Source organism: Arthrobacter tecti (genome assembly GCF_054511355.1).
In genome coordinates this window covers 60,722-85,536 of sequence record NZ_JBTNCT010000005.1, presented here as the reverse complement: position 1 = coordinate 85,536, position 24,815 = coordinate 60,722, and the positions used below count along the sequence as shown (strand labels likewise).

The window sequence follows — 24,815 nt, the reverse complement described above, 5'->3', positions numbered from 1 at the left end:
CTACCCGGGTTCGCGGCGGGAGCGCTATGGGCGTGTTGAACAGCTAGTGCGGAAGGTCAGGCCGGCGGTCGAGGGGAACGATACTCCGTCGGCGAGAGTCCTGACCATGCCTTGAACCTTCGGGAGAAGTAGAGCGGATCCTTGAAGCCAACGGCCGCCGCTACGTTCGAAACGCTCATCGACGTCAGGCGGAGGTAATCTGCGGCTGTTGAAAGTTTGATGCGGGACACATACGACTTGGGACTGACACCTACCGCCGCGACGAAACGTCGATGCAGGTTCGCCGGCGAGGACGTTGCCCGGGAGCACATGTCCTTGAGCGTAAGCGGCTGGTCCAGGTTCTCGGCGATCCACGCGAACAGGTCTTCGAGGTCGGCGTTTTCGGTGCCACGGCTGCCATCCGAGTCTGCCCCGGAACCCAGGATTGTTCCAAGGAGTGCGAGCAATTCCCCGGTGACGAGCGGGGACTTCTGAGGATCAGCACTTTGCTGCGCGTGGGTCAGGACGGAGATGAACCTGCGGTAAGTGAACGGAATATCGAGCGGAACTACAGGCTGGTCAAGACGCGTGAAGTCCTCGTGGAAAGTACTGGCCGCAGCGCCGTCGAAATGGACCCAAAGCCAGTGCCAATTGCCCCGGCTCGGTGCCCAGTAGGCGTGTGGAACTCCGGGAGGCAGTAACACCGCTTCTGACGCCGATGCCACAAACGGAACGCCACCGACTTCACCGCTGATGTCTCCATCAACTACCCACACCAGAAGATAGTCGGTAGGTGCATCCCGCCGCACCGGTGGAATAGGCAGGTTCGTGAAGGAACCGGAAGCCCGGAGCTGGAGAAGGTCGCTGAAGGCCACACAACTAATGATAAGAAAATCCATGCTGATGAGACAGCGCTCTATGTCATCTGGCCGCGCGGCGAACCACGATTGAGGGGTACCCATCACTAGGAGAGGATGACCAAGTTGCCTGACCTGGCCACAACATACCGGCTCACCGAGCAGCAAGTAACGGACTACCACGAACTCGGCTTCACCGTTGCGAAAGCGCTCTTCAGCGCAGACGACGTCAGCGAATGCAAGGAGTATTTCGAAAACCTCGCCGAGAAGGGCGAACCGATCGAGGGATTCTGGAAACCGGGCGAAGGGGTAGACCCGCTGGCACGCTATCCCCGGGTGATGCATCCGCACCTTTTCGACGAGGGCAGCAGGAAGCGCCTGCTCGATCCCCGTGTTAAGACAGTGCTGACCCAACTCATGGACGATGAGCCGATCGCCGTACAGACGATGTACTACTTCAAGCCACCTGGAGCACGGGGACAGGCGTTTCACCAGGACAATTACTTCCTCAAGATCAAACCGCAGACCTGCGTGGCCGCCTGGTTGGCCGTCGACCGGTCCATTCCGGAGAACGGAGGACTTCAGTTGTGCCCGGGAACGCAGCACATGGAGGTGGTCTGCCCTGAAACCGCGGACTCAACTGAAAGCTTCACTCAAGATTATGTTCGTCCGCCGGAGGGGCATGATCCGGTCAAGCTGGAGCTTGAGCCGGGGGATGTACTTCTCTTCAACGGCAGCGTGGTACATGGTTCGGAGCCCAACCGCACCGAGGATCTGTGGCGCCGCTCCTTCATATCGCACTACATGCCCGCCTCCGCTTCCCACGTCGGAAAGTGGTATGTGCCGGGCATGATGGATTTCGACGGTGCTCCCGTAGTCAAGGAAAGCAACGAAGACGGCGGGCCTTGCGGCTCCGAATTTGATGAGCCGATGATCCACTGAACCGCACATATTCGGGCTGAACTAGGCACTCCAGGTGACGTACTCCGCCCACAGGCGGTCGACGTCGTCGTTCTCCCCGGCCGCTTCCCGCAGGAGGAGGAGGCCCGTGGATTCGAGGTGCCGGCGCATCGCGTCCGCGGCGGCGTCGGCGTTTCCGTGTTCGACGGCGGTGAGGATTGGGAGGTGCTCGGCGTACACGTCCTCGAGGGACCGGGATTTGCGCATGGTGGACATGCCGACAAGGCGCGTGGCATCGCGCAGGTTCTCGATGATCCGGATGGTGTGGCTGTTGCCGGCGAGGTCCAGCAGGAGGGCGTGCAGCCGCTGGTCGTGGAGGAGGAACGCACCCTCATTGCTGTCCTGGACCGCTTGCTGCATAGCCTCGCGTTCAGTTTCCAGCGCTGCGCAATCCTCTGCGGAAGCCCGCCGCGCCGCCTGCGCCGCTGCCGGTATTTCGAGCGCCAACCGTACGGCCATGATTTCGACCAGCTCCCGCGCACCGGGCAGCACCACGCGGAACCCCCGGTTGCGCACAATGGACACCATGCCCGTCTCCGCGAGCCGGAGCAACGCCTCGCGGACCGGGCTGCGCGAAACGCCGAGCCGATCCGCCAACTGGTACACCGAATACAGCTCGCCAGGCACGAAGGTGCCGTCCCGGATGCCCTCGCGCACGGCGTCGATGGTGCGCTCGGTCAGGGACGGTGGGCGGGGAGTGGAAGGCATGTCACCAGAGTAGTAGCCAGCGCCCCCCTCATGGGAGTAACATGTTACCTATGGCGACGACGCTCACCGAACCCCGTTCCCTGACCGCAGAGCTGCAAGCGCGCGGCGTTGCCGACGCCCGCGCGGACGCCACGTCCCGCGCCGTGTACTCGTCCGACGCCTCGCTGTATCGGATCCAGCCCGCCGCCGTCGTCTTGCCGCGGCACATCGACGAGGTGCTGACCACCCTCGAGGTGTGCCGTGAGCGCGGCGTTCCCGTTACGTCCCGCGGTGCAGGCACGTCGATTGCAGGCAACGCCATCGGCCCGGGCGTGGTGATCGACTTCAGCCGCCACCTGAACCGGGTTCTGGAGTTCGACGCCGAAGCGCGCACTGCGGTCGTCGAACCCGGCGCAGTCCACGCGACGCTGCAGAAGGTGGCGCTCGCGAACGGGCTTCGGTTCGGCCCGGACCCTTCGACGCACACCCGCTGCACCGTCGGCGGAATGATCGGCAACAACGCGTGTGGCTCGCGCGCGCTGGCCTATGGGCGCACCGCAGATAACGTGACGCAGCTCGACGTCGTCACCGGCTCCGGCACGCGCCTGCGGCTGGGGGCTGAGGGGGCGTCGTCGTCGTCGGAAACTGACGCATTGCGCTCACTCGTGGCTGCGAACCTCGGCACCATCCGGACCGAGCTCGGGCGGTTCGGGCGGCAGGTTTCGGGATACTCGCTGGAGCACCTCCTGCCTGAGCGCGGGTTCGACCTGCGGCGCATGCTCGTGGGCAGCGAGGGCACGCTCGCGGTGATCCTTGGGGCCGGCGTTCGCCTCGTGCAGGACGCGCCGCACAAAACCATGGTGGTGCTCGGCTTCGGCAACATCGGCGAGGCGGGCGACGCCGTCACCTCCGTGCTGCCCTTCAAACCGACGGCGTGTGAGGGGTTGGATTCGCGGATTGTCGAGGTGGTCCGCACCCGTAAGGGGCCGCAGGCCGTGCCCGAACTTCCCGGCGGCGCCGCCTGGCTGTTCGTCGAAATCTCAGGTGATGACGCGCTCGAGGTCGCCTCCCGGGCCGCTGAGGTGAGTCGGATCGGCGCCGCCCGGCATACGCGTATCGTTGAGGATCCCCGTCAGGCGGCGGCGCTCTGGCGGATCCGCGAGGACGGCGGCGGACTGAGTGGGCGCTCGCCGGCGGGAGCCCCCGCCCACGCCGGATGGGAGGACGCGGCGGTTCCGCCGGAGCGGCTCGGCGACTACCTCCGCGAATTCGATGAGCTGCTTCTTGCCCACAACCTCACCGGCTTCCCGTTCGGCCATTTCGGCGACGGCTGCGTGCACGTCCGCCTGGACTACCCGTTCCAGAACGACGACGGCGCCGCCGCCTTCCGCGCCTTCCTCACCGACGCTGCGAAACTGGTGGCGTCCTATGGCGGCTCACTCTCCGGCGAGCACGGCGATGGTCGCGCCCGCAGCGAGCTGCTGCCCTACATGTACACACCCGATGCGCTGGCACTGTTCGGCAAGGTCAAGGGGATCCTGGATCCGGACAATCTCCTCAATCCGGGCGTCCTTGTGGATCCCGACCCGTTGGACGCCAACGTCCGTGTCGCCTCCGCTGGGCCCCTGCGTTCGGGGTTGGCGTTCGGCTACGAGCACGACGACGGCGACTTCAGCCAGGCGGTCCACCGCTGCACCGGGGTGGGGCAGTGCCGTGCGGCGCATCGCGATAACCAGACCGTGATGTGCCCGTCCTACATCGCGACACTTGAGGAGAAGGATTCGACCCGCGGGCGCGCGAGGGCGCTGCAGGAGATGATCAACGGGAGCGTGACCGGGGGGCGGTCCGATGGTCTTCCTCCTGGAAAGCCGAACTGGCGGGCACCTGAAGTGCACGATGCGCTGGACCTCTGCCTTTCCTGCAAGGGCTGCGCCTCCGACTGCCCCACGGGAATCGATATGGCCGCCTACAAGGCCGAAGTACTCCACCAGAGCTATAAGGGGCGGTTGCGGCCGGCGTCGCACTATTCCCTCGGGTGGCTGCCGCGGTGGGCGCGATTCGCTTCTGTGGCGCCGCGGGTGCTGAACTTCCTGATGCGGCTACCTGGGGCCCGGCAACTCGGGTTGCGGGTTGCCGGGGTGGATTCGCGGCGGAACATTCCCGCGTTCACTCCGCAGACGTTCCACAAGTGGTTCCGGTCCCGGGCTGCTGGTTTCTCCGGTGATCGTCCCCAGGTACTGCTGTGGGCGGATTCGTTCACGGACAACTTCTCTCCTGAGGTTGGTCAGGCTGCGGTGCGGGTGCTGGAGGGCGCCGGGTACGAGGTGCTCATACCCGAGAAACCGGTGTGCTGTGGGCTGACGTGGATCTCGACCGGGCAACTCGATGGAGCCCGGAAGATTCTGCGCTCGTCCGTATCGGTGCTCAATGAATATGTGGAACAGGGCATTCCCATCGTTGGGCTCGAACCCTCCTGCACAGGGGTGCTCCGGTCGGATGCCGTGGAATTGCTCGGCCGCTCAACTGCCGGTCCGGTTGCCGGTGCCACTTTCACCTTGGCCGAGTTGCTTGCGAAGACACCCGGCTACACGCCGCCGTCGCTGGCGGGAACCACCATCGTCGCGCAACCGCACTGCCATCATCATGCGGTGATGGGTTGGAGTCCTGACGCTGCTCTGCTTGAGGGCGCCGGTGCGACGCTGCAGAAGCTTGGCGGCTGCTGCGGGTTGGCCGGGAACTTCGGCGTTGAACGCGGGCACTACGAGGTGTCCGTTGCGGTGGCTGAGCAGCAACTCCTGCCGGCGGTTCGCGCAGCGGAGGACGACGCCGTCGTACTTGCCGATGGCTACTCTTGCCGCACCCAGCTCGAGGATCTCAGCGAACGTCACGGTATCCATCTGGCACAGCTGCTGGACCGGCGGCGGTAGCTTGGGCTGCTGCCATCTGGCGCAGCTGTTGGACCGGCGGTGGTCGCTCCTGCCTTGTCACTGCACGCGTGCGGCAGCGATTCCCACTGTCTGGTGTGCCGCCGGGGGTCGATATGCCTCTCGCGAAAGTGCAGGCATTGCAGGCATTGACGGCAGATTGCAGGCAACAGCAGCAGAATGCAGGCATGCCTGCACTGCAGGCAGAATCTGAAAGCACATAGGTGGTCAGGCGCACGGTGGGTTCAGGGGGTCGCGCGAACACCGCATGCCGATCAATGCACCTGCTCAGATCGGCTCGCGCAGATCCTTGATGAGCGGCCCGACCATCTGCTCCATCGTTGCGAACCGCAGCGCCCTATCCCGCATTGCAGCCAGGCGGGCAGAGCGCACGAACATCAGCCGTGCCAGCCGCCGCGACTGGTTCTGCGCCGCCTCGACGCGCCGCCGCCGTCGTCGTACATAAAGGTCGAGTGCGTTCGGGAGGTAGCAAGCGTCAGTGCGGGATAGCTCGTCCGCCAGTACAGCCGCCGATTCCAGTGCCATCGACGCGCCGATCCCCGCCGTCGGAAGGAACGCTGCCGCGGCGTCACCCACCAGCGCTACCCTTCCCTTCACCCACTTCGGTGACCGCACGTCGGCCATCGGCCAGAGGTAAAGCGGCTCATTCTCCGGTGGAAGACCGTCCACCAGTTCGGGCGCGCCGTGTTCTGTGAGCAGCGATGCCACCCGCGTGGACCGGCCGCCGGCTCGCAGCGTATCGAGCGGCGCTCCGGCGATGACGCACAGCCGGTCGCGGCACGGGTAGGTGCCGAGGAAGCTCCCGGCACCCCAGTGTTCGGTGGTCGCGCCGGGCCGAGCCAGCGATGGATCCGCCCACCAGACGTAGCAGCCCCAGCCCGTGTGCCGGTCGGGCACGCGTCCGAGGGTGAGGTCGCGCACACGGGAGTGGATGCCGTCCGCGCCTACCACCAGGTCGAAGGTGCCCGTCGTCCCGTCATCGAACGCCACCTCCACCTCGTGGGCGGACTGCCACAGCGAGGCGATCCCGACGCCGTCGCGTACGTCGATCGCGCCAGCGGCGGTGCGCGGTTTCCGCAGGAGTGTCAGCAGGTCCTCGCGCGGGATGATGCCAAGATGCCCGAAAGCGCCGATGCTCTCCGGCATCGCAGAGGTCAGCAGTGTGCGCCCGGACCCGTCCCGCCCTGTGTAGGACTCCATCGGCTCACTCGCGGCGACGAACTCCTCGTGCACGTCGAGCGCATGGAAAACCCGGCTCCCATGCGGCCACAGGGCGATCGCGTAGCCAAGGTCCGCGTCGTGAGGCCGACGGTCGACGACGACGGCGGCCTCGCCCCGCCGCGCCAGCAAGCCGGCCAGCGCCAGGCCTGCAATGCCGGCTCCGACAATAAGGATGCGCATGATTTTCGTCCTAACGGGTCAGCGGGAAATGAGTCCGCGCAGCAGCGCCGCTATCGCCGGTGCGGGGTCGGCGTCGGGCGCGGGATGAACCAGTCGACTGGTCAACAGCCCATCGATCAGCGCGAGCAGATACTGCAGATGCGTCTTCGGATCGTGTGAGCCAAGAGTTATGAGCGCGGGCATCATCCAATTCGCCAGTTCGGCGCGGCCCTTCTCGGCCTCCTCACCCAACTGCGGCCGGTTGCTCGCCTCCACGAACACGGCGTGGCGCGCGAGGGTAAGCGAACGGTGCTCGCCTGTGAGCTTCTCGACGAGGCGGCCGAGGGCGGAAGCGAACCCGCCGACGTCGTTCTCTGTTTCCTTCGAAAGCGCCGCCCAGACAGCCATTTCCCGTTCGAGGATCCGGTTCAGCGCGGCGGTCAGGAGGGCGTCGCGGGAGCGGAACCGGTTCGACGTGGAGCCGAGCGGCAGCTGGGCCGCTGCATCAACCCCGCGGTGGGTCAGTTGCCGTACCCCGCCCGCGGCAAGCACCTCGATGGCGGCGTCGAGAAGAAGCTGTTCACGCATAGACAGAACACTACACCCGTAGTCTAGAATCACTACACATGTTGTCGAACCTGCCTGTTGGTTTCCTGCTGACCGTCCTGATCCTCGGGGTAGCGACCGTCTGCGCGCTGTGGCCGAAGCGTGCACAGGGCCCACTGGGCACCAGTATGTACCTGGCTGGAATGGGCGTGAACGAGATGCCCCTGGTCGCTGCACTTTGGGCGGTGCCGGGGACCGTGCTGACCCTGGCCGACGACGATCCACTCACGCCCGGCGGGATCCTCGGTGCGGTGATCCTGGTTGCGGCCTGGGTTGGCCTCGGTGTCGTGGCGTACCGCGCCGTGAGGTCAGCCGATGTGCCGGAGGCAGCTATGCATGCGTCGCTCGGTACGGACTGGCGCTCGGGTGTCGAGCCTGGGCGGCCGAACCTGCTGCGTGCCTACCTGCTTCCCTTCCTTCGGCGGCGGCGGGACGTTGAGCGCGTGCGGAACATCGCATACGACGACGGCGGCAGGCGGCACCTGCTCGATGTGTACCGGCATCGGTCCCGGCCCCAGGGGTGCCCGGTGTTTGTCCATTTCCACGGTGGACATTTTGTTTCCGGGGCGAAGAACCGCGAATCGCTGCCGCTGCTTCACCGTCTCCCGAGCCGTGGATGGCTGTGTGTGAGCGCGAACTATCGGTTGACTCGCTTTCCCGATTACGTGGTGGATGCGAAGCGGGTCCTGGCCTGGGTGCAAGGGCACGGTGCGTCGTATGGTGCGGATCCGTCGGTGGTGTTCGTGGCAGGTAATTCCGCCGGCGCCTATCTCGCGTCCTTCGCGGCGCTGACTCCGAACCAGCCGGAGTTTCAGCCGGGCTTCGAGGGCGTCGACACGTCAGTTACCGCCGCCGTGTGCCAGTACGGGTACTACGGCAGGACGGCGGGGGACCCTCGCAGTACTCCGGCCGCGCACGTCACTGTGGATGCACCGCCGTTCCTTATAGTGCACGGGGATCGGGACACGATGGTTCCGGTTGAACGGGCCCGCGAGTTCGCTACTGAACTGAAGGCAGCTTCCCGCGAGCCCGTGGTGTATATGGAGCTGCCCGATGCCCAGCACACGTTCGATTACTTTAACTCTCTCCGCGCACAGCTCGTGGCCGAGCGGATTGAGGCGTTCGCCGGGTGGGTCCGGAGCCGCGCGGACGCGAGGTAGGCAGCCCGTACGTCAGCCGAGGACGACGTCGCCCGCTTCGGTGATCCGCCAGCCCGGGTTGTGTGCGATCTCCCAGACGACGCCGTTCGGGTCCTTTACATGCGCGTGAAAGATCCCACCGAACTTACCCTGCTGAGGCTGCTTCAGGATGTTGGCGCCGGCTGCAGCCATCGCGCCGACCGTGCGGTAGACCTCCTGCGGGCTGGCGACGTTGTGCGACAGTGTGATCCCGGAAATACCCGGCGCATGGCTGCTGCCCTGGTCCTCGGCGAATTTGCCTGCCTCGAACAGACCAAGAAGCAGGCCGGGGGCAACCTGGTAGAAGATGATTTCGTCGTCGATGTCCAGCAGTGCGTCCCAGCCGAGGCCCTCATGGTAGAAGCGCCGCGCCGTCTCAAGGTTGGGTGTGGCAAGCGTGATGAAGTGCAGTTGCTGGTCCATGGGGTTCCCCTTGCGTCGTTGCGGCACCGATGGCAAGCCTAGCTCTGATCATCCGACGGCGAGTGACGCGGGACTATCGTGAAGCCGGCGCAACCGTGGCCGCCACAAACATTCAGGAAATGGTTGGCGAAGACGCGGATAGTATGTAACATTTCACATACTATGTGGCATAAGCCACAAGGGATCACCGCCGGGCTGGCCGTCCTCGGCCGGCGGACGACGACTCAAGGAAGAGGCGCATGGACACCCTGGTAAGCATCAGCGACGGGTTATGGAACCCGATGGCCTACATGGCGCTGGGGGTGGGGCTGTTCTTCACCCTCCTCACCGGCGCCGCCCAGTTCCGGCTCCTGCCGGAAACATTGCGGCTAATCTTCAAGCCCAAGAACGCCGACGACGGAGGCATCTCGCCCCTTCAGGCGCTCCTCCTGACCATTTCGAGCAGGGTGGGTGTCGGTAACATCGCCGGCGTCGGAACGGCGATTGCCGCGGGCGGCCCGGGAGCACTGTTCTGGATGGTGGTCTGCGCCCTGTTGGGTGCGGCGAGTGCTTTCGCGGAGTCAACCCTCGCGCAGGTCTTCAAACGCAAGATCAACGGCGAGCACCGTGGCGGGATGCCGTTCTACGTGAAGTACGGGCTGCGGATCAAGTGGCTGGCCGCGTTGCTGGCGGTACTGACAGCGCTGGGGTATGGGTTCCTCTTCCCGGGCGTTCAGTCCAACAACATTGCGGCGAGCATGGAGACGGCGTTCAACATTCCGGTCTGGATGACTGCGATCATCGTGACCGGCCTTCTGGGGTTTGTGATCATCGGTGGGACAAAGCGCGTTGTCGGCGCTGCCCAGTTCATGGTCCCGATCATGGCTGTCGGGTACATCCTGACCGCCATCGTCGTACTGTTGGTCAACTTTGACCAGATCATCCCGACTCTCGGACTCGTCCTCTCGAGCGCGTTCGGCATGCATGAAGTGTTCGGCGGGATCGCGGGCGCGGCTGTCGCATGGGGTGTCCGGCGAGCGGTGTTCTCCAATGTTGCCGGCGTGGGTGAAGGAACGTACGGTGCGGCGGCGGCGTCGGTCAGTCACCCGGCGAAGCAGGGCCTGGTGCAGGCATTCTCGATCTTCATCGACACCGTTGTAGTCTGCTCGGCGACCGGCCTGATGGTGGTCATGACCGGCTCGTACAACGTCACGCGTGATAACGGCGATCCGATCGTCACCAACGTTCCCGGCCTTGAAGCCGGCTCCGCTTATACACAGGAAGCTGTGAGTGATGCGCTGCCGGGATTCGGTCCGGGCTTCGTCGCGATTGCTCTGTTCTTCTTCGCCTTCACCACACTGGTGGCGTTCTACTACATCGCGCACACGAACATCGTGTTCCTGGCGGGCCGCGAATTGGGTCCGGTGCTGAGTTGGGTGCTGAAGATCGGCATGCTCGCGATCACGTTCTACGGCTCCGTCGAGTCCGCGGCAGTCATGTGGACGATCGGCGACATCGGTTACGCCTCGCTGGGCTGGATCAACATGGTGTGCATCCTGCTGCTCGCGCCGATTGTCCGGAAGGTCATTAAGGATTACGACCGCCAGCGCCGGACGGGCGCGGACCCCGTTTTCGATCCGCGTCCGCTTGGCATCAAGGGGGCCGACTTCTGGGTGGAAGCCACTCCGTCGGAGACAACAGTCGGCTCGCGGCGCGGGAGTGCGGACGAGGACTGACCCCCGGTCTTCCCTTTGAAGTAGAGCCCGACGCCGGTGTCCACCTCCGGCGTCGGGCTTTCCTCTGGCTTCCTAACCGTTGGGGCGAAGCTGCGCCTCCGCTGCCTCGCGGTGCCCGGGTTCGCCGGATTCGAGCGCAAACAGCGCATAGTTCAATGGTCCAGCGGCGATCAGCTCGCTGCATCGTCCTGCGAGGTTAAGTTCGATGTTTCCGGTGAGTTCGCGGTACGCATCGACGGTCGCGGCGAACTGCTCCGGCGGCGCGATTATGAACTGGTACATGAAGTCGAGCGCCGGATCGCTGACCCTGGCGGTGGTCCAGTCCAGCGCTGAGACTATGCGGCTGCCTTCATCCAGCAGCAGATGCGCCGGGTAGAGCTCGCCGTGGGTGAGCACGGTGCGTTGCGGCCAGAGGTCGTCGTCATCAATCCAGGTGCGCCACACGTTGACGAGATCGGGGTCGACGTCGAATTCATCCAGCACCCGGTCGAGGTCGTCAGTCCACCGTTGCTGCACCTGTTCGTGAGTCTCGGACGGGATGCCGGCATCGGCAGCCTCGATGGTGTCGAGGCGGTGTAGGGACGCGATCACCTCCGCAAGCGATCGAGCGTACTCGGGCGAGGCGACGTCGTAATGCCAGACCGGCTGCCCTTCATCATCAAGCGTCAGTCCTGGCCTGCCGGGCAGTAGAGGATAGGCGATGAGCTCGGGCGAGCTGATGCGCCAGTCCGGCACCGCGATGGGCAGGCGCGGGCCAACGAAGTCGAGGATGCGCTTCTCCTCTACGATCTTGGCGGACACATCCGCCCGCCGCGGTATCCGCAGCACCCAGGCCTCGCCGGTTTCCGTACTGGTCGCGAAGGCCACCCGGTAGTCCAGGCCGGCCTCGTTGAACCGGATGGTCGCCGGGTCCAGGGCAAGTCCGTGCTGCTGGGCGAGGTCCGCAACGGCATTGGCTGTGGGGTCGGGTGTCATGCCTTCGATTCTTGCACCCGACGACGCCGGCGGGCTCAGCTTTTCGCAGTTGCCTTGCGGGCGCTCGGCGCTGTTCACCCCAATCCTTTCCGGCCTGTCCTCCCGGGTGCGCGCGGCTCTATGTCGTCGCTGGTTTTCGCCTGCACTGCAGGCAATGCATGCAACGAGAGCACCGCAGGCGAAACCCTGAGAAGGATAAGGACCCCAATTCACCTTCAGCCGACTGGGCTAGGGCAAATAAGACGGCAACAGAAGACAGAACTCAGCCCGCCGTCGTCGTTGTCCTCCTCACCCAGCCGACGGCCGGCGCGATGTGCTCGATGACGTTGCGGAGGAGCTTCGCGTTGTAGTCGACGCCGAGTTGGTTGGGGACGGTGAGCATGAGGGTGTCGGCGGACTGCACGGCGGCGTCCGCGGCGAGTTCTTCGGCGAGTACGTCGGGTTCGCCGATGTAGCTCTTGCCGAAGCGGGACATGGCGCCGTCCAGCACTCCTACCTGGTCGCGGCTTTCGCGGAGGGCGCTGAGGGCGAAGTAGCGGCGGTCTTCGTCGTCAACTATCGGGATGACGCTGCGGCTGACCGATACGCGCGGTGAGAAAGAATGCCCGGCGTTCGCCCAGGCGCCGCGGTACAGCTGGATCTGTTCGGCCTGGAGTTGGTCGAAGGGAACGCCGGTGTCCTCAGTGAGCAGAGTGGAGCTCATCAGATTCATGCCCTGTTCGGCGGCCCATACGGCGGTCTTGCGCGTGCCGGCACCCCACCAGATTCGTTGGCTCAATCCGGGGGAGTGCGGCTGGATGGGCAGGAGCCCGGAAGCCTGCCGGGTGTCCGCCTCGGCGACCCCCGCGCCGCTGATCGCATGACGGAAGAAATCGGTGTGGCGGCGTGCCATGTCGCCGGATTCTTCGCCCTCGGCCGGAACGTACCCGAAGTTGGCGGCGCCGTTAAGTGCGGGTTCAGGTGACCCGCGGCTGATCCCGAGTTGGAGCCGCCCGCCGCTGATGAGATCCGTCTCGGCGGCTTCCTCTGCCATGTACAGCGGGTTTTCGTAGCGCATGTCGATTACGCCGGTGCCGATCTCGATCCGGCTGGTACGCGCAGCTATTGCGGCAAGCAATGGGAACGGCGCGGCCTGCTGGCGAGCGAAGTGGTGGACACGGAAGAATGCACCGTCCACTCCGATTTCCTCTGCCGCAACGGCGAGGTCGATGCCCTGCAGGAGGGAATCGCGTGCGGTGCGCGTACGCGAACCCTCAAGGGGAGACCAGTGACCGAAGGAGAGAAATCCGATGCGCAACATGTCCGGCACAACCACGCACGACGGCGGGACATTCCGCGGGAGCACTCAGTAGCTCCCGGACGCGCCGCCGCCCGTGAAACCGCCACCGCCGCTGATCGATGATCCGGATGAGTTCGCGGTGGTGCCCCCGTACAGTGACGGATTCGCTACGTACAACGGCAGCCAAATCACCGGACTGGTCACCGCGTTGTCCTTGCGGTGGCTGTAGCGATATTTTCGGTATGCATCGCGTTGGGCGTCGGTCAACTGAAAGTCCGGATCGCTTAGCTCGGCCGCCTGAATCTCCTGGTCCGCAACACGACGTCGACGGCGCGAGTCCACCACGACCAGCCCGACCACGAGCCCGATGAACACAACAAGCCCGCCAACGATGCTGACCGGAAGGACCCAGGCATACGGGTCCTTCGGTGGTTCCTGGCCCTGTGCATAGGTGTAGATCTGGCTGACCGCGCCGGTGAGGCCTTCGGCGTACTGCTCGTCGCCGAACGCGGGCTCGAGGACATCCTCGATGACGTCCTCCGCTTCATCATCGGAGAAGCGCTCGCGGACGCCGTCGGCTGTTTCGATGCGCAACTCGCGCTCGCCGGTATCGGCGACCACGAGTACGCCGTTGTCCGCGCCCTCATCTCCAACACCCCAGGTGGTGGCGACTTCGCGGGCGTAGTCTTCGATCGATCCGGAGGCGCCGTCGACGGTGAGTACCGCCACACGGGCTGCGTCGGTGCTGCTGTTCTGCTCCTCGATCAGCGTGTTGAGCTCCTGCTCCTGCGCACTGGTGAGGACATCGGCGGAGTCCAGGACGTTTCCCTGGCCTGGTGGTTCGGGCACCGCTGCGGAACCCTCGTCGCCGCAGCCGGTGAGCACCAGCAGCAGCATCGCACCTGCGAGGACTGCACGTTTTGGATGCAACACGAGAGTCTCCTTCGAGTCCGGTTTTCTCCAGCGTAACGAGGTCCTCGGCGAAGGAAATCGGCCGGAAGGACTAATCCGTCCGACGCATTGAATTCCGTTCGTCGGACGGACGAAGCGATCTTGCCTGCACCTCCGTATGTATATATGCTGTGTATATACATACGGAGGGCCCATGGCTACAACGAAAGTTTTCAGAAACAACCAAACCCAGGCTGTGCGGATACCGAAGGCGTTGGAGTGGCCGGATTCGGTGAAGGAAGTGGAAGTGATCCAGGCGGGCTCAGCTCGGATTATCTCCCCGGTCGATATGGTGTGGGATTCGTGGTTTGCCGAGCCGGGAGTGGACGCCACCTTTCTGGCTCACCGTGACCAGCCTGAAGATCAGGAGCGGGAAGCGCTGTGACGCTGAAGTACCTTCTGGACACCAATATATTGATCCACGCCCTCAGGTATAAGCCGGAGGTCCTTCATGCCCAGTTCAATGAGCATGCCGGGCGCATGGCACTCTCTTCGATTGTGCTGTCCGAACTCGTCTATGGGGCGGAATTGTCTGAGCGGGTAGAGGGAAACTTGCGGGTTGTCGAGGGATTGGCAGCGAGGTTGTCGGTGCTGGATTTTGATGCCTCGGCCGCTCACCACACGGCACAGGTCAGAGCTGCTTTGAAGCGGTCGGGCAGCTCTATCGGACCGTATGATGCGATGATCGCCGGTCATGCGCGTTCCCGCGGATTGGTGGTCGTAACCAATAATCTCAAGGAGTTCACCCGTGTGGCGGGTCTGCTCACGGAGGATTGGCTGGCTGAAGGTGATCCAAGTCGACGGTAGCTGGATTGTGTTCCGCCCATCCTCAAGCGTTCTGCGTGCTCCAGCTCGCCAGGAAGTTCAGCGCCTCTTCAGCGGGGCTTGCAGGTTCCACCGTGTACGTCACGATGGTCAACCCGGGATCGCCCGGCAGCACCAGGGACTCCCCGGTCACCTCGAACTCGCCGACCACTGGATGGCGCAGCGTCTTCGTGGCCGTGTAGTGGAACTTCACGTTGTGCGAAGCCCACCACGTCCGGAACTCCTCGCTGCGCGTGGACAGCTCACCGACGAGGTCCGTCAGGCCGCGGTCGTACGGATTGGAACCGGCTTCCAGGCGAAGCGCCGCAACGGAATCCCGCCCGATCCTCTCCCATTCCACGAAGAACTCACGCGATCGGGGATCAAGGAAGGTATAGCGGGCGAGATTGAAGGAGGTCGCGCCGTCGTCGTACGCGTCTGAAAACAGTGCGCGGCCGAGGCGGTTGGAGGCCACGACGTCGAACCGATTGTTCCGCACATAAGCGGGCGCATGGATGGTTTCGAGAATGCGCAACACGCCCTCACGCACCCCGGTTCGTGCGGCAGCACGCGGCCGTGGGCGGGTCCCGGACGTGGTCACACGGCTGGGCGCCTTAGCCGCGTTCGCGAGGTTGAACAGGTAACCGCGTTCCGCCTCGTCGAGCTGAAGCGCCCGGGCCAGGGACTCCAGCACGGAGTCGGACACCCCGCCAAGGTTCCCGCGTTCAAGACGTGTGTAGTAGTCAGTGCTCATGCCGGCGAGCATCGCCACTTCTTCACGGCGCAGGCCCTTGACCCGGCGTCGTCCGCCGTAGAAGGGGATCGCCGCCTGTTCCGGGCTCAGCCGTTCGCGGCGCGTTGTGAGGAAGGCGCGCACTTCGTCCCGGTTTTCCATGCTTCAACGGTACGACGACTCACGGCCCGCCAGGGAGGGACTGGCAGTACCGGGACAAGCCGTGACTCCCACGCCAAGCTCCCAAGGGTGTTTGATTGATAACAGTCCGCACGATCGATCTGAGGAGATTTCCTTGCCCACCACTGTTTCCGCATACTCCGCACCATCCGCAACCGAAGACCTCATCCCCACAACCATCGAGCGCCGGGACGTAGGGCCCGATGACGTCCTGATCGAGATCAAGTTCGCAGGCATCTGCCACTCGGACATCCACACCGTCCGCGGTGACTGGGGCGCGCAGCAGTATCCGCTGGCACCCGGGCACGAGATCGCCGGCGTCGTCACGGAAGTCGGCGCCAACGTCACCAAACACGCTGTCGGTGACCGCGTGGGCGTGGGCTGCATGGTCAACTCCTGCCGCGAGTGCAAGAACTGCAAGGCCGGCGAAGAGCAGTACTGCCTCAAAGGCATGACCGGAACCTACGGCGCTGTTGACCGCGACGGCTCGATCACCCAGGGCGGCTACTCCACCCACGTTGTGGTGGCTGAGGACTTCGTGGTCCGCATCCCCGAGGGCATCGAGCTCGACGTCGCCGCGCCCCTTCTGTGCGCGGGCATCACCACGTACTCGCCGCTGCGGCACTGGGGTGCCGGGCCCGGTAAGAAGATCGCCGTCGTCGGCCTCGGCGGTCTCGGCCACATGGCCGTCAAACTCGCCCAGGCGATGGGTGCTGACGTTACGGTGCTGTCCCAGTCGCTGAAGAAGCAGGAGGACGGGCTCCGTCTCGGTGCCGACCGCTACTACGCCACCAGCGACGAGAACACCTTCGCTGAACTGGCCGGTTCCTTCGACCTGATCATCAACACGGTCAGCGCCTCGATCAACATCAGCGACTACCTGGGCCTGCTCTCGCTCGACGGTGCGCTTGTGAACGTCGGTGCTCCCGCCGAGCCGCTGCCCGTGAACGCGATGGCGCTGATCGGCGGACGCCGGTCCTTCGCCGGATCAGCGATCGGCGGTATCCGCGAAACCCAGGAGATGCTCGACTTCTGCGCCGAGCACCAGCTGGGCGCAGAGATCGAGGTCATTCCGGCCGAGAAGATCAACGAAGCGTACGAGCGCGTCCTCGCCTCCGATGTGCGGTACCGCTTCGTGATTGATACGTCGACGCTCTAACCATTCGTCGCAGGTTCAAACCGAAACCTCGGCGTGTCCGTTGAGACACGCCGAGGTTTCGGCTTTAAGGCCCGTCAAACCTGCACGGGATCGTTCAGGAGTAGCCGGTGCTACGGCGTCGGCCGCCCGAGGGTGAAGGTGAAGCTCCACTCGGCGGTGGCGCCGTCGTCGAGCACGTACCCCTCCTGCGCTGCGGCGGTAACAGTCACGGTACCGCGCGGCTTCCGGTGCGTTCCGGCTGCAACAACCTCGCCGTTGACCAGGTAGTCCACGCCCTCGACTGCGGGAATCGTGTAAGCATCCCGCCCGAGACCCGGCCGGTCCACGGACGTCGGCTCCGCAGGAACCACCTCGGTGGCGTAGCTGAGGCCGAAGCCCAGCGGCAGAAGCATGCCCTCGCCGTCGGCTTCGGGAATGTTGACCGGCAGCTTGCCGGTCGGATTCACTTCACCGGTCATCGCGCGGACAACGCCGTGGAAATTCACCGGCTTGACCCCGTAACTGTTCAGCACGGCGTCAGCGCCCGGGAGGACACTGATGTCGTACGGGTTGCGGGTAGCGATAACGACGACGGGCGTCCCCGTCTCTGCGAGCGCAGCCACCATCTGTTGCTGGGCGGTGTTGCCGGTCGCGTTGTACGAGGTGAAGACGACGACGTCGGCATCCTCCGCCGCAGCGACCGCACGTTCGCGGTACGCAGCCGAAGGCGAGCTGCCGTTTTCGTAGTCCTCAGTAACAGCGAAGCCCTTGTCCAAGAGCATCGGCCCAACCAGTTCCGGCCAGCCCGAACCCGATCCGACCATCAGCACCGACTCGTGCCCGTCGAGCGGCAGGACGTCGCCCTCGTTGCGCAGAAGGGTGACGGCGCGGTCCGATATGGTGTTGGCCGTGGCGAGGTGCTCAGGGTTACCGACGACTGTGTCCACGGCCCCGGGATCAGCCATCGGCTGCTCGAACACTCCGCGCTTTACCTTCCACTCGAGGATCCGGCGGACCGACTCATCGAGGCGTTCCTCGGTGAGCTCTCCGGATTCGACGGCGGCGCGAACGCCTGCGAAGGAGGCGTCGACGTCGGGCGAGTTCAGGAGGATGTCCGAGCCGGCCTGGATGGCCATGACGGAGATCTCCTCCTGGCTCCACTGAGCGGTCATCGCGGCCATGTCGAGTGCGTCGGTGGTGACCAGTCCCTCGAATCCCATCTCGTCCCGCAGCAGTCCGGTGAGGACCTTCTCCGACAGGGTGCCCGGCATTTCCGGGTCGATCGCCTCGACGATGATGTGTGCGGTCATGACCATGTCCACCCCGGCGTCAATCGCGGACTGGAACGGCTGAAGGTGCTTGTTCAGTGTTTCGCGGTCGTAGGTGACGATCGGCAGGCCGTAGTGGGAGTCCACCGAGGTATCGCCGTGGCCGGGGAAGTGCTTGGCTGAAGCGCCGACGTTGTTGGCCTGCATGCCCTCGATCTGGGCGACACCCAATGCGCTGACGGTGTCCGGGTCCTCACCCATGGATCGGATTCCGATCACCGGGTTGTCCGGGTTGGAATTGAGGTCCAGGACAGGAGCGAAGTCGACGTTGATCCCCATGGCCCGCATTTCCGAGCCGAGGATCTCACCCTGTGCGCGGGCCAGTTCCTGATCGAACGTGGCGCCGAGGGCCATGTTGCCTGGAAGGACTGTGGCGGGCGGCCCGATGCGGGCAACGAGTCCGCCTTCCTGGTCGATAGTGACTGCCAGCGGAATGCCGCTATCGTCCAGGGCGACTTCCTGCAGGCCGTTGGACAGGCCAGTCACCTGCTCCGGGTTGTTCGTGTTCCCGGACCAGGCGAAGTAGAGCACGCCACCCAGATCGTACTTCTCCACCACCTGAGCCGGGGTGTCGACGCCGTAGCGCGCCTGGTTATTGGCCTTCATCGACGTGTCGTTCGCCGATGACCCGTACACGTGTGTCCAGGTCATCTGGCCGATCTTCTGGTCCAGGGTCATGTCGGCGATCATCGCGTCGATGTCGGGCGCCGCCGTCGTCGTAATGGGGGTGTTGGCTGGGACGTTGGTCGGGACGGTTGCGAAGGCTGCGCCGGTGCCTGCCATGAGCAGCGCCGAGGCGGCCGCCGTCAGGACTGACGCTCTTCTGCCTAGTTGTTTGTGCATCTCTTACCTTCAGTTGTGGGCTTCATCGCCCGGTGGTGGGGGTGGTGGGTCAGGAGTTTTAGCGGCGTACTTCGGAGAACCCGTCAGCCTCAAAGGCGTCAGCGTTGCGTTCGCCGTTGAGGATGGTGCGGTTGCCGTCGTGAACCTGGATGTTGTCCGCGAAGACGCCGCGGCCAAGGGTGTTTCCGTCGGTGGTGTAGCGCCAGCGGATCAGGTGCTCGCCCACGGGAAGCGTGGCCGTGGCCTTGCCCCAGGTGCGCTCGCCGTGGTTGTTGTAGGTGCCATCCGTCTGCGCTCCGGATACTGAGAACGGCATGAGCGACCAAGTGTCGCCGCCATCGGTAGAGGTCTCCAGCGCGAAGACGTCCGTCGCCTCGTTGTCCGCGAAGACTTCGAAGGACAGCTCGGCTTCGTTGTGGACGGTCACGTTGGTCTGCAGCGTGGCCTCGGAGCTGTTGGCAGCACCGCCGAACCAGGCTGTTGGGCCCTTTTGCGGGTTCACGGCGAGGGCGCCGGCGAGACCATCCGCAATCACCCGTCGAGCCGGGTTGTTGGAGCCCCAGGTCCGGCTGGGATGCACGCGGTTGGTCAGCAGGATCGCGAAGGACCGTGAGGCGTAGTCGATGACGATCGACGTTCCGGTGTATCCCGTGTGGCCCGCCGCCGATGGATTGGAGAGGCCGCCCATGTACCACATCTGGTTCAGCTCGAACCCGAGACCGTGCGCGTTGCCGGGGAACTCCTCGTTCTCGTTGTGCAGCAGCTGCTCAACCGTGCTCTGCTCCAGGATTCGAACTCCCTGGTAGGTGCCGCCGTTCAGTAGTGTCTGGGCCAGCACGGCCATGTCGCCGGTGGTGGAGAAGATCCCCGCGTGACCGGCAATGCCGCCGAGGCTCCACGCGTTCTCGTCATGGACTTCGCCCCACACAACGCCGCGGTTGGGCGTGGCCTGGTATTCGGTTGCCGCGATCCGGTGAAGCTTGCTTGCGGGCGGGTTGAATTCGGTGTCCGTCAGCCCGAGGGGGCCAGTGATCCCGGTTGCCAGCGCCTCATCAAGCCGCTGGCCGGTAACCTGCTCCACCAGCACGCCCAAGGCGATCAGGTTGAGGTCGCTGTAGGTGTAGGCAGTTCCGGGTTCGTCATCCGGAGTGGTCTCCATAACGGCCTGGATGCGTTCGGCCTTGGTGTCGTAGGCACTCCAGAGCGGCAGCCACGGTTTCAGGCCCGAGGTGTGCGTGAGCATCTGCCGGAGAGTAATCCCTTCCTTGCCGTTGTTCCCGAATGAGGGGACGTAGGCGGCATACGGCTGGTCGAGGTCCAGGCGGCCCTGCTCAACCTGCTGCATGACCAGTAGTGACGTGAAGAGCTTGGTCACTGACGCGAGATCGTAGATGGTGTCCTCGGTGGCCGCGATCTGTTCTTCGGCGGGGAGCCTGGTGCCGTCGCCGTCCGCGTACAGGCGTGAGAATCCGCTTGCATGCGTCCCCACGATCCGCCCCTGATGGGCCATCAGCCCGACGGCGGACGCATACATTGGCCGGGTGTCCGCGTCCGCGGGATTTGCGTACGCTTCGATCTGCTTCCAGGCGGCGTCAATGGTTGAGGTGTCGTGGATGCCGACGGCACGGGGGTTACCTTCGACCAGGCGCGTGTTGGCCGGTGAGAACCCGTCCAGGGGCATGTCGAACCTTCCCGCGGCGCGATGGTCTGCGCCGTTCGTATTGCGCTGGGCTGAGCTGGCTGCGTCGTTCTTGTCGGCGTAGGCTACGCCGCTGACTCCGCTGAGGACCATTCCAGTGATGGCAAGGACGGCGCCTGCCTTGTATCCGGTCTGGCGAGGGGCGCGCATCAGCGGCGTCCGGGGTAAAGGAGGAAAGGCCGGGTGTCGCGGACAAACTGGCCGAGTTCGCGGCCCCAGGAGCCGATGATCCTCTCAGCACTCTCTCCGGCGTCGATCTGCTCGGCCGCGCGTGCCGACCCGCTGAGCAGGCCCATCCAGCGGCCGCCGTCGCCGCGCCAGTCGAAACCCGGGTAGAGCCGCTTTGCCTCGACGAGCATATGGATGCCCACCTCGAGGGCTTCGACGACCTCATGGTCGTTGATGTGCACCTGTACGCCTGCGCAGATCTTGCCGACGTTCTTGGACAGTGTCGGCTGGAAGTACGCCTCACGGAAGGTGACGCCGTCGAGCCCCTTGCTGTTCAGGGCCTCCGCCCACTGGTAGTCCACGTACGGGGCGCCGATGAGTTCGAAGGGGCGGGTGGTGCCGCGTCCCTCGGACATGTTGGTGGCCTCGAACAGGGCGGTTCCTGGGTAGAGGGTGGCGGTTTCCGGCGTCGGCATGTTGGGGCTGGGGAGGATCCAGGTTGCCCGGTTGTCCGGGACGATCCTTTCCCGCTTCCAGCCCTGGACCTCGACAACTTCGAGTTCGATGGGCTCGAGGCCGGCCTTCGGGAGGAAGACGGCATTGAAGTAGCGGGCGAGCTCGCCGACGGTCATGCCGTGCTGCAGTGCGATTCCGAGCTTGCCGACACCGGACTGGAAGCCGTCCTGCAGCACCGGGCCGCGTGCCTGGCCGCCGATGGGATTGGCTCGGTCCAGGACCACAAAGCGGCGTCCGCTCTGCGAAGCTGCCTGCATGGCATCCCACATGGTCCAGATGTAGGTGTAGAAGCGGGCGCCGACGTCCTGGATGTCGAACACGATGGTGTCGACGCCGGACTCCTCGTAGAAGCGCGCGTAGGTCGCTACCGATGCACCGTAGGTGTCGTAGACAGTGATCCCGGTGCGGGGGTCAACGGAGGTTTCCTCGGCTGCGCCGTCCTGCGCGGTGCCGCGGAAGCCGTGCTCGGGGCCAAAGACGGCGCCGACGTCGACCCCCTTGCCCGCCATGTCATCGACAATGGTGCGGAAGTTGGCCAGGACACCGGTTGGGTTGGTGATGACGCCGATTGTGCGGCCGGCGAAGACGTTCCAGTTATCAGCGGCAGCTACATCGGCTCCATTGACCAGCGTGTGCTTGTTCTTGTTCTTGGGCTCCTTCGCGGCGGCGCTTGGCGCGAACGGTGCGGCGACAGCGGCGACGGCGCCGAGTCCCGAGGCCTGGATCAGGCTTCTTCTGTTGATAGACATGGGGGGTGCCTTTCGATGGGTGTAGAGGCGTAACACTTGATCGGCAGTATCGTTTCAACCGGGCGTGCTGGAGGTGGGCTTTTAAAGGGCACCTGCTGCCGGTTTAGTTGAAGCGACATGTGAAGGTGATCTAGATCACTATGAAACCTATGCCGACTTAGGGGCTTGAGTCAACTAAGTTCTGGGAATTAGTTCTTCTTGCGGGGAGTTCAGTCCGTGGTGCGGTCCTGGGCGGCACCCTGTTGATTCCGTGCAGGTCTGCCCGGGGGTTGCGGCGTGTTGCTGAGGGCACGCCGAGTTTTCAGCGTCTCAGCCGGTCAGACATGCACGGAATCGACTGGGATGAGCCCATTTCCAAGGTCGTTGAGGAGCGCAAGGCCACGGAGTGCGAATCGCTTCCTAAGCGCGCGGGAGGGTGATTCCGAGATAGATGGAGTCCGCGTAATAACCGAAGGGCGGCACTTCGGTGTAGCCGGCCGACCGATACACGCTGAGGGCGGCGGGCTTTGCTCGGTGGTCTCGAGGATCAGCGCGGTGGCGCCAGCCGCTGCCGCAGAGGCCTCAAGCCAGTTCAGGATCAGCCGCGAGTAGCCGTTGCCCCGTGAGGATTCGACCACGTACATGCGCTTCAGTTCGGCACGGCCGTCGTCGTGCAGACGCCAGCCTCCCATGGCTATCGGCTCCTCGCCGTTGTACCCGACGGCGAACTCACCCCGCGGCGGCGTGAACTGTTTGCGTTCAATGGGACTCTCGTCCGGCGATCCGAAGATCAAAACGTACTCGGCCTGCACCTGTGCGACGAGGGTGATGACGTCGTCGTGGTCGTAGGGCCTGGACGTGATTCTCACGGTCTCAAGGTACCGTGTGGGTACTGGCGCAAGGAGTCGGCGTGACTCGGGTACTTATATATTAGTGCTGTTATATTAGTGCTGTGACGAATTCGAATGATCCGACAGAAACCAGCTCAATTCGTCCTCTGAAGCAGCTACTCGCTGGCATGGACGACGACATCGCAGCTGTTTACAGTGCGCGCGGCGTCAAAGGCGTGCGTCCGCGATACAGCATGGCCTTGATCCGGCTGCGTCACTTAGGACCAATGACTGTTCGCGCACTTGCGAGCGAGGTTGGTGTCACTCATTCGGCGATGAGCCAGACCGTGGCAGAGATGAAGCGCGAAGGTCTGATCAGCAGCGCTCCCGGCGCCGATGCTAGGACCCGCGAAGTCTCACTGACCTCCAAGGGCGAAGACCTCGTCCCCTTCCTCGAGACAGAGTGGCGGGCAACCGAAGCAGCTTTCGACGACCTCGATTCGGAGTTGCCGTACTCCTTCAAACAAGTAGTGAGTGACATGGCCGATGCGTTGCAGGGACGCTCCTTTCGTGACCGGATTTTTCAGCATCTGGAGAGTGGACAGCCGGAATGAGCATCCTCGATCGGTCACTCGATACGAGGCCCCTCCGCTCCAATCCACACTTCCGAAGACTATGGATTGGAATTTCGCTTCAAACCCTTGGCCGTCAGATCACGGTTGTCGCGGTTCTCTACCAGGTATGGGAGATGACGCAGAGCTCTCTCTGGGTTGGAATTGTTGGGCTGGTCTATGCCTTGCCGATCATCATTTTCGGGCTGATCGGCGGATCGCTGGCGGACTCGATGGATCGCCGGGTGCTGGTTCTGTGGACAACCATCGGGGCACTAGTGGCGGCCTTGCTTCTCGCCCTTCAGGCCCTCCTGTCCGCAGGTTCCCTGCCGATACTTCTGTTGCTGCTGTTCGCCCAGAGTGCGTTCACGTCTCTCGGGAGCCCTGCCCGCCGCACTTTCGTTCCGAGGCTCCTACCAACCGAGCAGGTCGGGGCAGGGATAGCTCTCATACACGTCAGTTTCCAATTGAGCATGTTGATTGGCCCGGCCATTGCCGGGCTGTCCATCGCCTGGCTGGGCGTAGAAGCGTGCTACGCGCTCGAAGCAGTCGCGTTTTGCGCCGCGATCTATGGTGTGGCGAGCCTTCCCTCGATGTGCCCACTCGGGGAAGCTGGCAAGGCGGGCGTTACGGGCTTGAAGAACGGGCTTCGATTGATCGTTCGGCGTCCAGAACTGTCGGGGTCTTTCCTCAGCGATTTGGCGGCGATGCTTTTGGCCATGCCCGTGGCTCTGTTCCCTGCGATGAATGAGCAACGCTTCGACGGCAGCCCCCAGACACTGGGATTGTTCCTGTCAGCCATCGCGGCCGGTGGAATCGTAGCGAGCGCTTCGTCCGGCATGATCAACCGGATTGCCCATGCCGGAAGGGTTCAGTTGGTTGCAGCTGCGCTCTGGGGTGCGGCCCTGGCAGCGGCGGCCCTGGTAAACGGTCTTTGGGCCACACTTCTGTTTCTCGCCCTGGCAGGTGCAGCGGACACCATTTCGGTAATCTCACGGGGAACAATCCTGCAGGTGGCCACCCCTGACGCCTATCGCGGCAGGGTGAGTTCCGTAGAGGGCATAGTCGGTGTTGGTGGACCTGAATTGGGGAACCTTCGTGCAGGAATCTCGGCAACCCTGCTCTCGCCGCAGCTGACCATGGCGACCGGAGGCCTCGCGTGCGTGCTGTCCATCGGCATCATCGCCCTGACCAATCCGGCCCTGCGCAGGTTCACGATGAAAGATCACTCGCAAGAAGAGTAGTGGCAGGGCTCCGAGGGTTCTCTACAGACCAGTGGGGTTTCGTCAGGTGATCATCGCG

At 64.2% G+C, this 24,815-nt stretch carries 22 protein-coding genes; 9 read left to right on the top strand and 13 right to left on the bottom strand.

Annotated elements, in window-relative coordinates; all coding sequences use genetic code 11:
- Positions 1 to 56: 56 nt before the first annotated feature.
- Positions 57 to 854 (bottom strand): helix-turn-helix transcriptional regulator, encoded by a 798-nt coding sequence (locus ACX80C_RS08195; RefSeq protein ID WP_459325967.1) that lies wholly within the window; start codon positions 852 to 854, stop codon positions 57 to 59.
- A 99-nt stretch (positions 855 to 953) separates the two neighbouring features.
- On the opposite strand from ACX80C_RS08195, the gene ACX80C_RS08190 reads away from it, so the two are divergent.
- Positions 954 to 1,778, top strand: coding sequence for a phytanoyl-CoA dioxygenase family protein (locus tag ACX80C_RS08190; RefSeq protein WP_459325966.1), 825 nt, complete (start codon positions 954 to 956; stop codon positions 1,776 to 1,778).
- 21 nt (positions 1,779 to 1,799) lie between these two features.
- On the opposite strand, the gene ACX80C_RS08185 is transcribed toward ACX80C_RS08190, so the two are convergent.
- A complete protein-coding gene (locus ACX80C_RS08185) occupies positions 1,800 to 2,504 on the bottom strand; it encodes a GntR family transcriptional regulator (RefSeq protein ID WP_459325965.1) in 705 nt (234 codons plus the stop codon).
- 50 nt (positions 2,505 to 2,554) lie between these two features.
- On the opposite strand from ACX80C_RS08185, the gene ACX80C_RS08180 reads away from it, so the two are divergent.
- Positions 2,555 to 5,410, top strand: coding sequence for an FAD-binding and (Fe-S)-binding domain-containing protein (locus ACX80C_RS08180; protein WP_459325964.1), 2,856 nt, complete (start codon positions 2,555 to 2,557; stop codon positions 5,408 to 5,410).
- A 285-nt stretch (positions 5,411 to 5,695) separates the two neighbouring features.
- Here the strand turns inward: ACX80C_RS08180 and ACX80C_RS08175 are convergent, their stop codons facing one another.
- Together ACX80C_RS08175 and ACX80C_RS08170 are read right to left on the bottom strand one after the other, a co-directional pair.
- Positions 5,696 to 6,829 (bottom strand): FAD-dependent oxidoreductase, encoded by a 1,134-nt coding sequence (locus ACX80C_RS08175; protein ID WP_459325963.1) that lies wholly within the window; start codon positions 6,827 to 6,829, stop codon positions 5,696 to 5,698.
- An 18-nt stretch (positions 6,830 to 6,847) separates the two neighbouring features.
- Positions 6,848 to 7,396 (bottom strand): TetR/AcrR family transcriptional regulator, encoded by a 549-nt coding sequence (locus tag ACX80C_RS08170; protein ID WP_459325962.1) that lies wholly within the window; start codon positions 7,394 to 7,396, stop codon positions 6,848 to 6,850.
- A 38-nt stretch (positions 7,397 to 7,434) separates the two neighbouring features.
- Here ACX80C_RS08170 and ACX80C_RS08165 point away from each other — a divergent pair, with 38 nt between their 5' ends.
- Entirely contained in the window at positions 7,435 to 8,574 is a 1,140-nt protein-coding gene (locus ACX80C_RS08165) for an alpha/beta hydrolase (RefSeq protein WP_459325961.1), read from the top strand.
- Positions 8,575 to 8,586: 12 nt separating this feature from the next.
- On the opposite strand, the gene ACX80C_RS08160 is transcribed toward ACX80C_RS08165, so the two are convergent.
- Entirely contained in the window at positions 8,587 to 9,015 is a 429-nt protein-coding gene (locus ACX80C_RS08160) for a VOC family protein (RefSeq protein WP_459325960.1), read from the bottom strand.
- 239 nt (positions 9,016 to 9,254) lie between these two features.
- Here ACX80C_RS08160 and ACX80C_RS08155 point away from each other — a divergent pair, with 239 nt between their 5' ends.
- Positions 9,255 to 10,730 (top strand): alanine/glycine:cation symporter family protein, encoded by a 1,476-nt coding sequence (locus ACX80C_RS08155; protein ID WP_459325959.1) that lies wholly within the window; start codon positions 9,255 to 9,257, stop codon positions 10,728 to 10,730.
- Positions 10,731 to 10,802: 72 nt separating this feature from the next.
- Here ACX80C_RS08155 and ACX80C_RS08150 read toward each other — a convergent pair whose 3' ends face one another.
- The 3 genes from ACX80C_RS08150 to ACX80C_RS08140 form a co-directional block, all read right to left on the bottom strand.
- The gene (locus tag ACX80C_RS08150) at positions 10,803 to 11,705 is read right to left on the bottom strand and encodes a macrolide 2'-phosphotransferase (protein WP_459325958.1); all 903 of its coding nucleotides are present in this window, start codon (positions 11,703 to 11,705) and stop codon (positions 10,803 to 10,805) included.
- Between the two features lie 262 nt (positions 11,706 to 11,967).
- Positions 11,968 to 13,005, bottom strand: a complete 1,038-nt coding sequence (locus tag ACX80C_RS08145) for an LLM class flavin-dependent oxidoreductase (protein ID WP_459326105.1) — start codon at positions 13,003 to 13,005, stop codon at positions 11,968 to 11,970.
- A gap of 45 nt (positions 13,006 to 13,050) precedes the next feature.
- The gene (locus ACX80C_RS08140; protein WP_459325957.1) at positions 13,051 to 13,917 is read right to left on the bottom strand and encodes a TPM domain-containing protein; all 867 of its coding nucleotides are present in this window, start codon (positions 13,915 to 13,917) and stop codon (positions 13,051 to 13,053) included.
- A gap of 172 nt (positions 13,918 to 14,089) precedes the next feature.
- Here ACX80C_RS08140 and vapB point away from each other — a divergent pair, with 172 nt between their 5' ends.
- Together vapB and vapC are read left to right on the top strand one after the other, a co-directional pair.
- Entirely contained in the window at positions 14,090 to 14,320 is a 231-nt protein-coding gene (gene vapB, locus ACX80C_RS08135; RefSeq protein ID WP_459325956.1) for a type II toxin-antitoxin system VapB family antitoxin, read from the top strand.
- The gene (gene vapC, locus ACX80C_RS08130) at positions 14,317 to 14,742 is read left to right on the top strand and encodes a tRNA(fMet)-specific endonuclease VapC (protein WP_459325955.1); all 426 of its coding nucleotides are present in this window, start codon (positions 14,317 to 14,319) and stop codon (positions 14,740 to 14,742) included. The genes vapB and vapC overlap by 4 nt, the downstream gene beginning before the upstream one ends.
- A gap of 22 nt (positions 14,743 to 14,764) precedes the next feature.
- Here vapC and ACX80C_RS08125 read toward each other — a convergent pair whose 3' ends face one another.
- A complete protein-coding gene (locus ACX80C_RS08125) occupies positions 14,765 to 15,634 on the bottom strand; it encodes a helix-turn-helix transcriptional regulator (RefSeq protein ID WP_459325954.1) in 870 nt (289 codons plus the stop codon).
- Between the two features lie 133 nt (positions 15,635 to 15,767).
- Here ACX80C_RS08125 and ACX80C_RS08120 point away from each other — a divergent pair, with 133 nt between their 5' ends.
- A complete protein-coding gene (locus tag ACX80C_RS08120) occupies positions 15,768 to 16,811 on the top strand; it encodes an NAD(P)-dependent alcohol dehydrogenase (RefSeq protein WP_459325953.1) in 1,044 nt (347 codons plus the stop codon).
- 110 nt (positions 16,812 to 16,921) lie between these two features.
- Here the strand turns inward: ACX80C_RS08120 and ACX80C_RS08115 are convergent, their stop codons facing one another.
- The 4 genes from ACX80C_RS08115 to ACX80C_RS08100 form a co-directional block, all read right to left on the bottom strand.
- Positions 16,922 to 18,961, bottom strand: coding sequence for a glycoside hydrolase family 3 protein (locus ACX80C_RS08115; protein ID WP_459325952.1), 2,040 nt, complete (start codon positions 18,959 to 18,961; stop codon positions 16,922 to 16,924).
- A gap of 58 nt (positions 18,962 to 19,019) precedes the next feature.
- Positions 19,020 to 20,810: a serine hydrolase domain-containing protein gene (locus ACX80C_RS08110; RefSeq protein ID WP_459325951.1), complete on the bottom strand. Its 1,791-nt coding sequence runs from the start codon at positions 20,808 to 20,810 to the stop codon at positions 19,020 to 19,022.
- Positions 20,810 to 22,093 carry an exo-beta-N-acetylmuramidase NamZ family protein gene (locus tag ACX80C_RS08105; RefSeq protein WP_459325950.1) on the bottom strand — a complete coding sequence of 428 codons (1,284 nt, stop codon included), beginning with the start codon at positions 22,091 to 22,093 and terminating at the stop codon, positions 20,810 to 20,812. Before ACX80C_RS08105 ends, ACX80C_RS08110 begins: the two co-directional genes overlap by 1 nt.
- A 317-nt stretch (positions 22,094 to 22,410) precedes the next feature.
- On the bottom strand, positions 22,411 to 22,941 hold the full coding sequence (locus ACX80C_RS08100) for a GNAT family N-acetyltransferase (protein WP_459325949.1): 531 nt from the start codon (positions 22,939 to 22,941) through the stop codon (positions 22,411 to 22,413).
- Between the two features lie 149 nt (positions 22,942 to 23,090).
- Between ACX80C_RS08100 and ACX80C_RS08095 the strand changes: the two genes are divergently transcribed.
- Positions 23,091 to 23,516, top strand: coding sequence for a MarR family winged helix-turn-helix transcriptional regulator (locus tag ACX80C_RS08095; protein WP_459326104.1), 426 nt, complete (start codon positions 23,091 to 23,093; stop codon positions 23,514 to 23,516).
- Positions 23,513 to 24,757, top strand: a complete 1,245-nt coding sequence (locus tag ACX80C_RS08090; RefSeq protein WP_459325948.1) for an MFS transporter — start codon at positions 23,513 to 23,515, stop codon at positions 24,755 to 24,757. The genes ACX80C_RS08095 and ACX80C_RS08090 overlap by 4 nt, the downstream gene beginning before the upstream one ends.
- Positions 24,758 to 24,815: the final 58 nt, after the last annotated feature.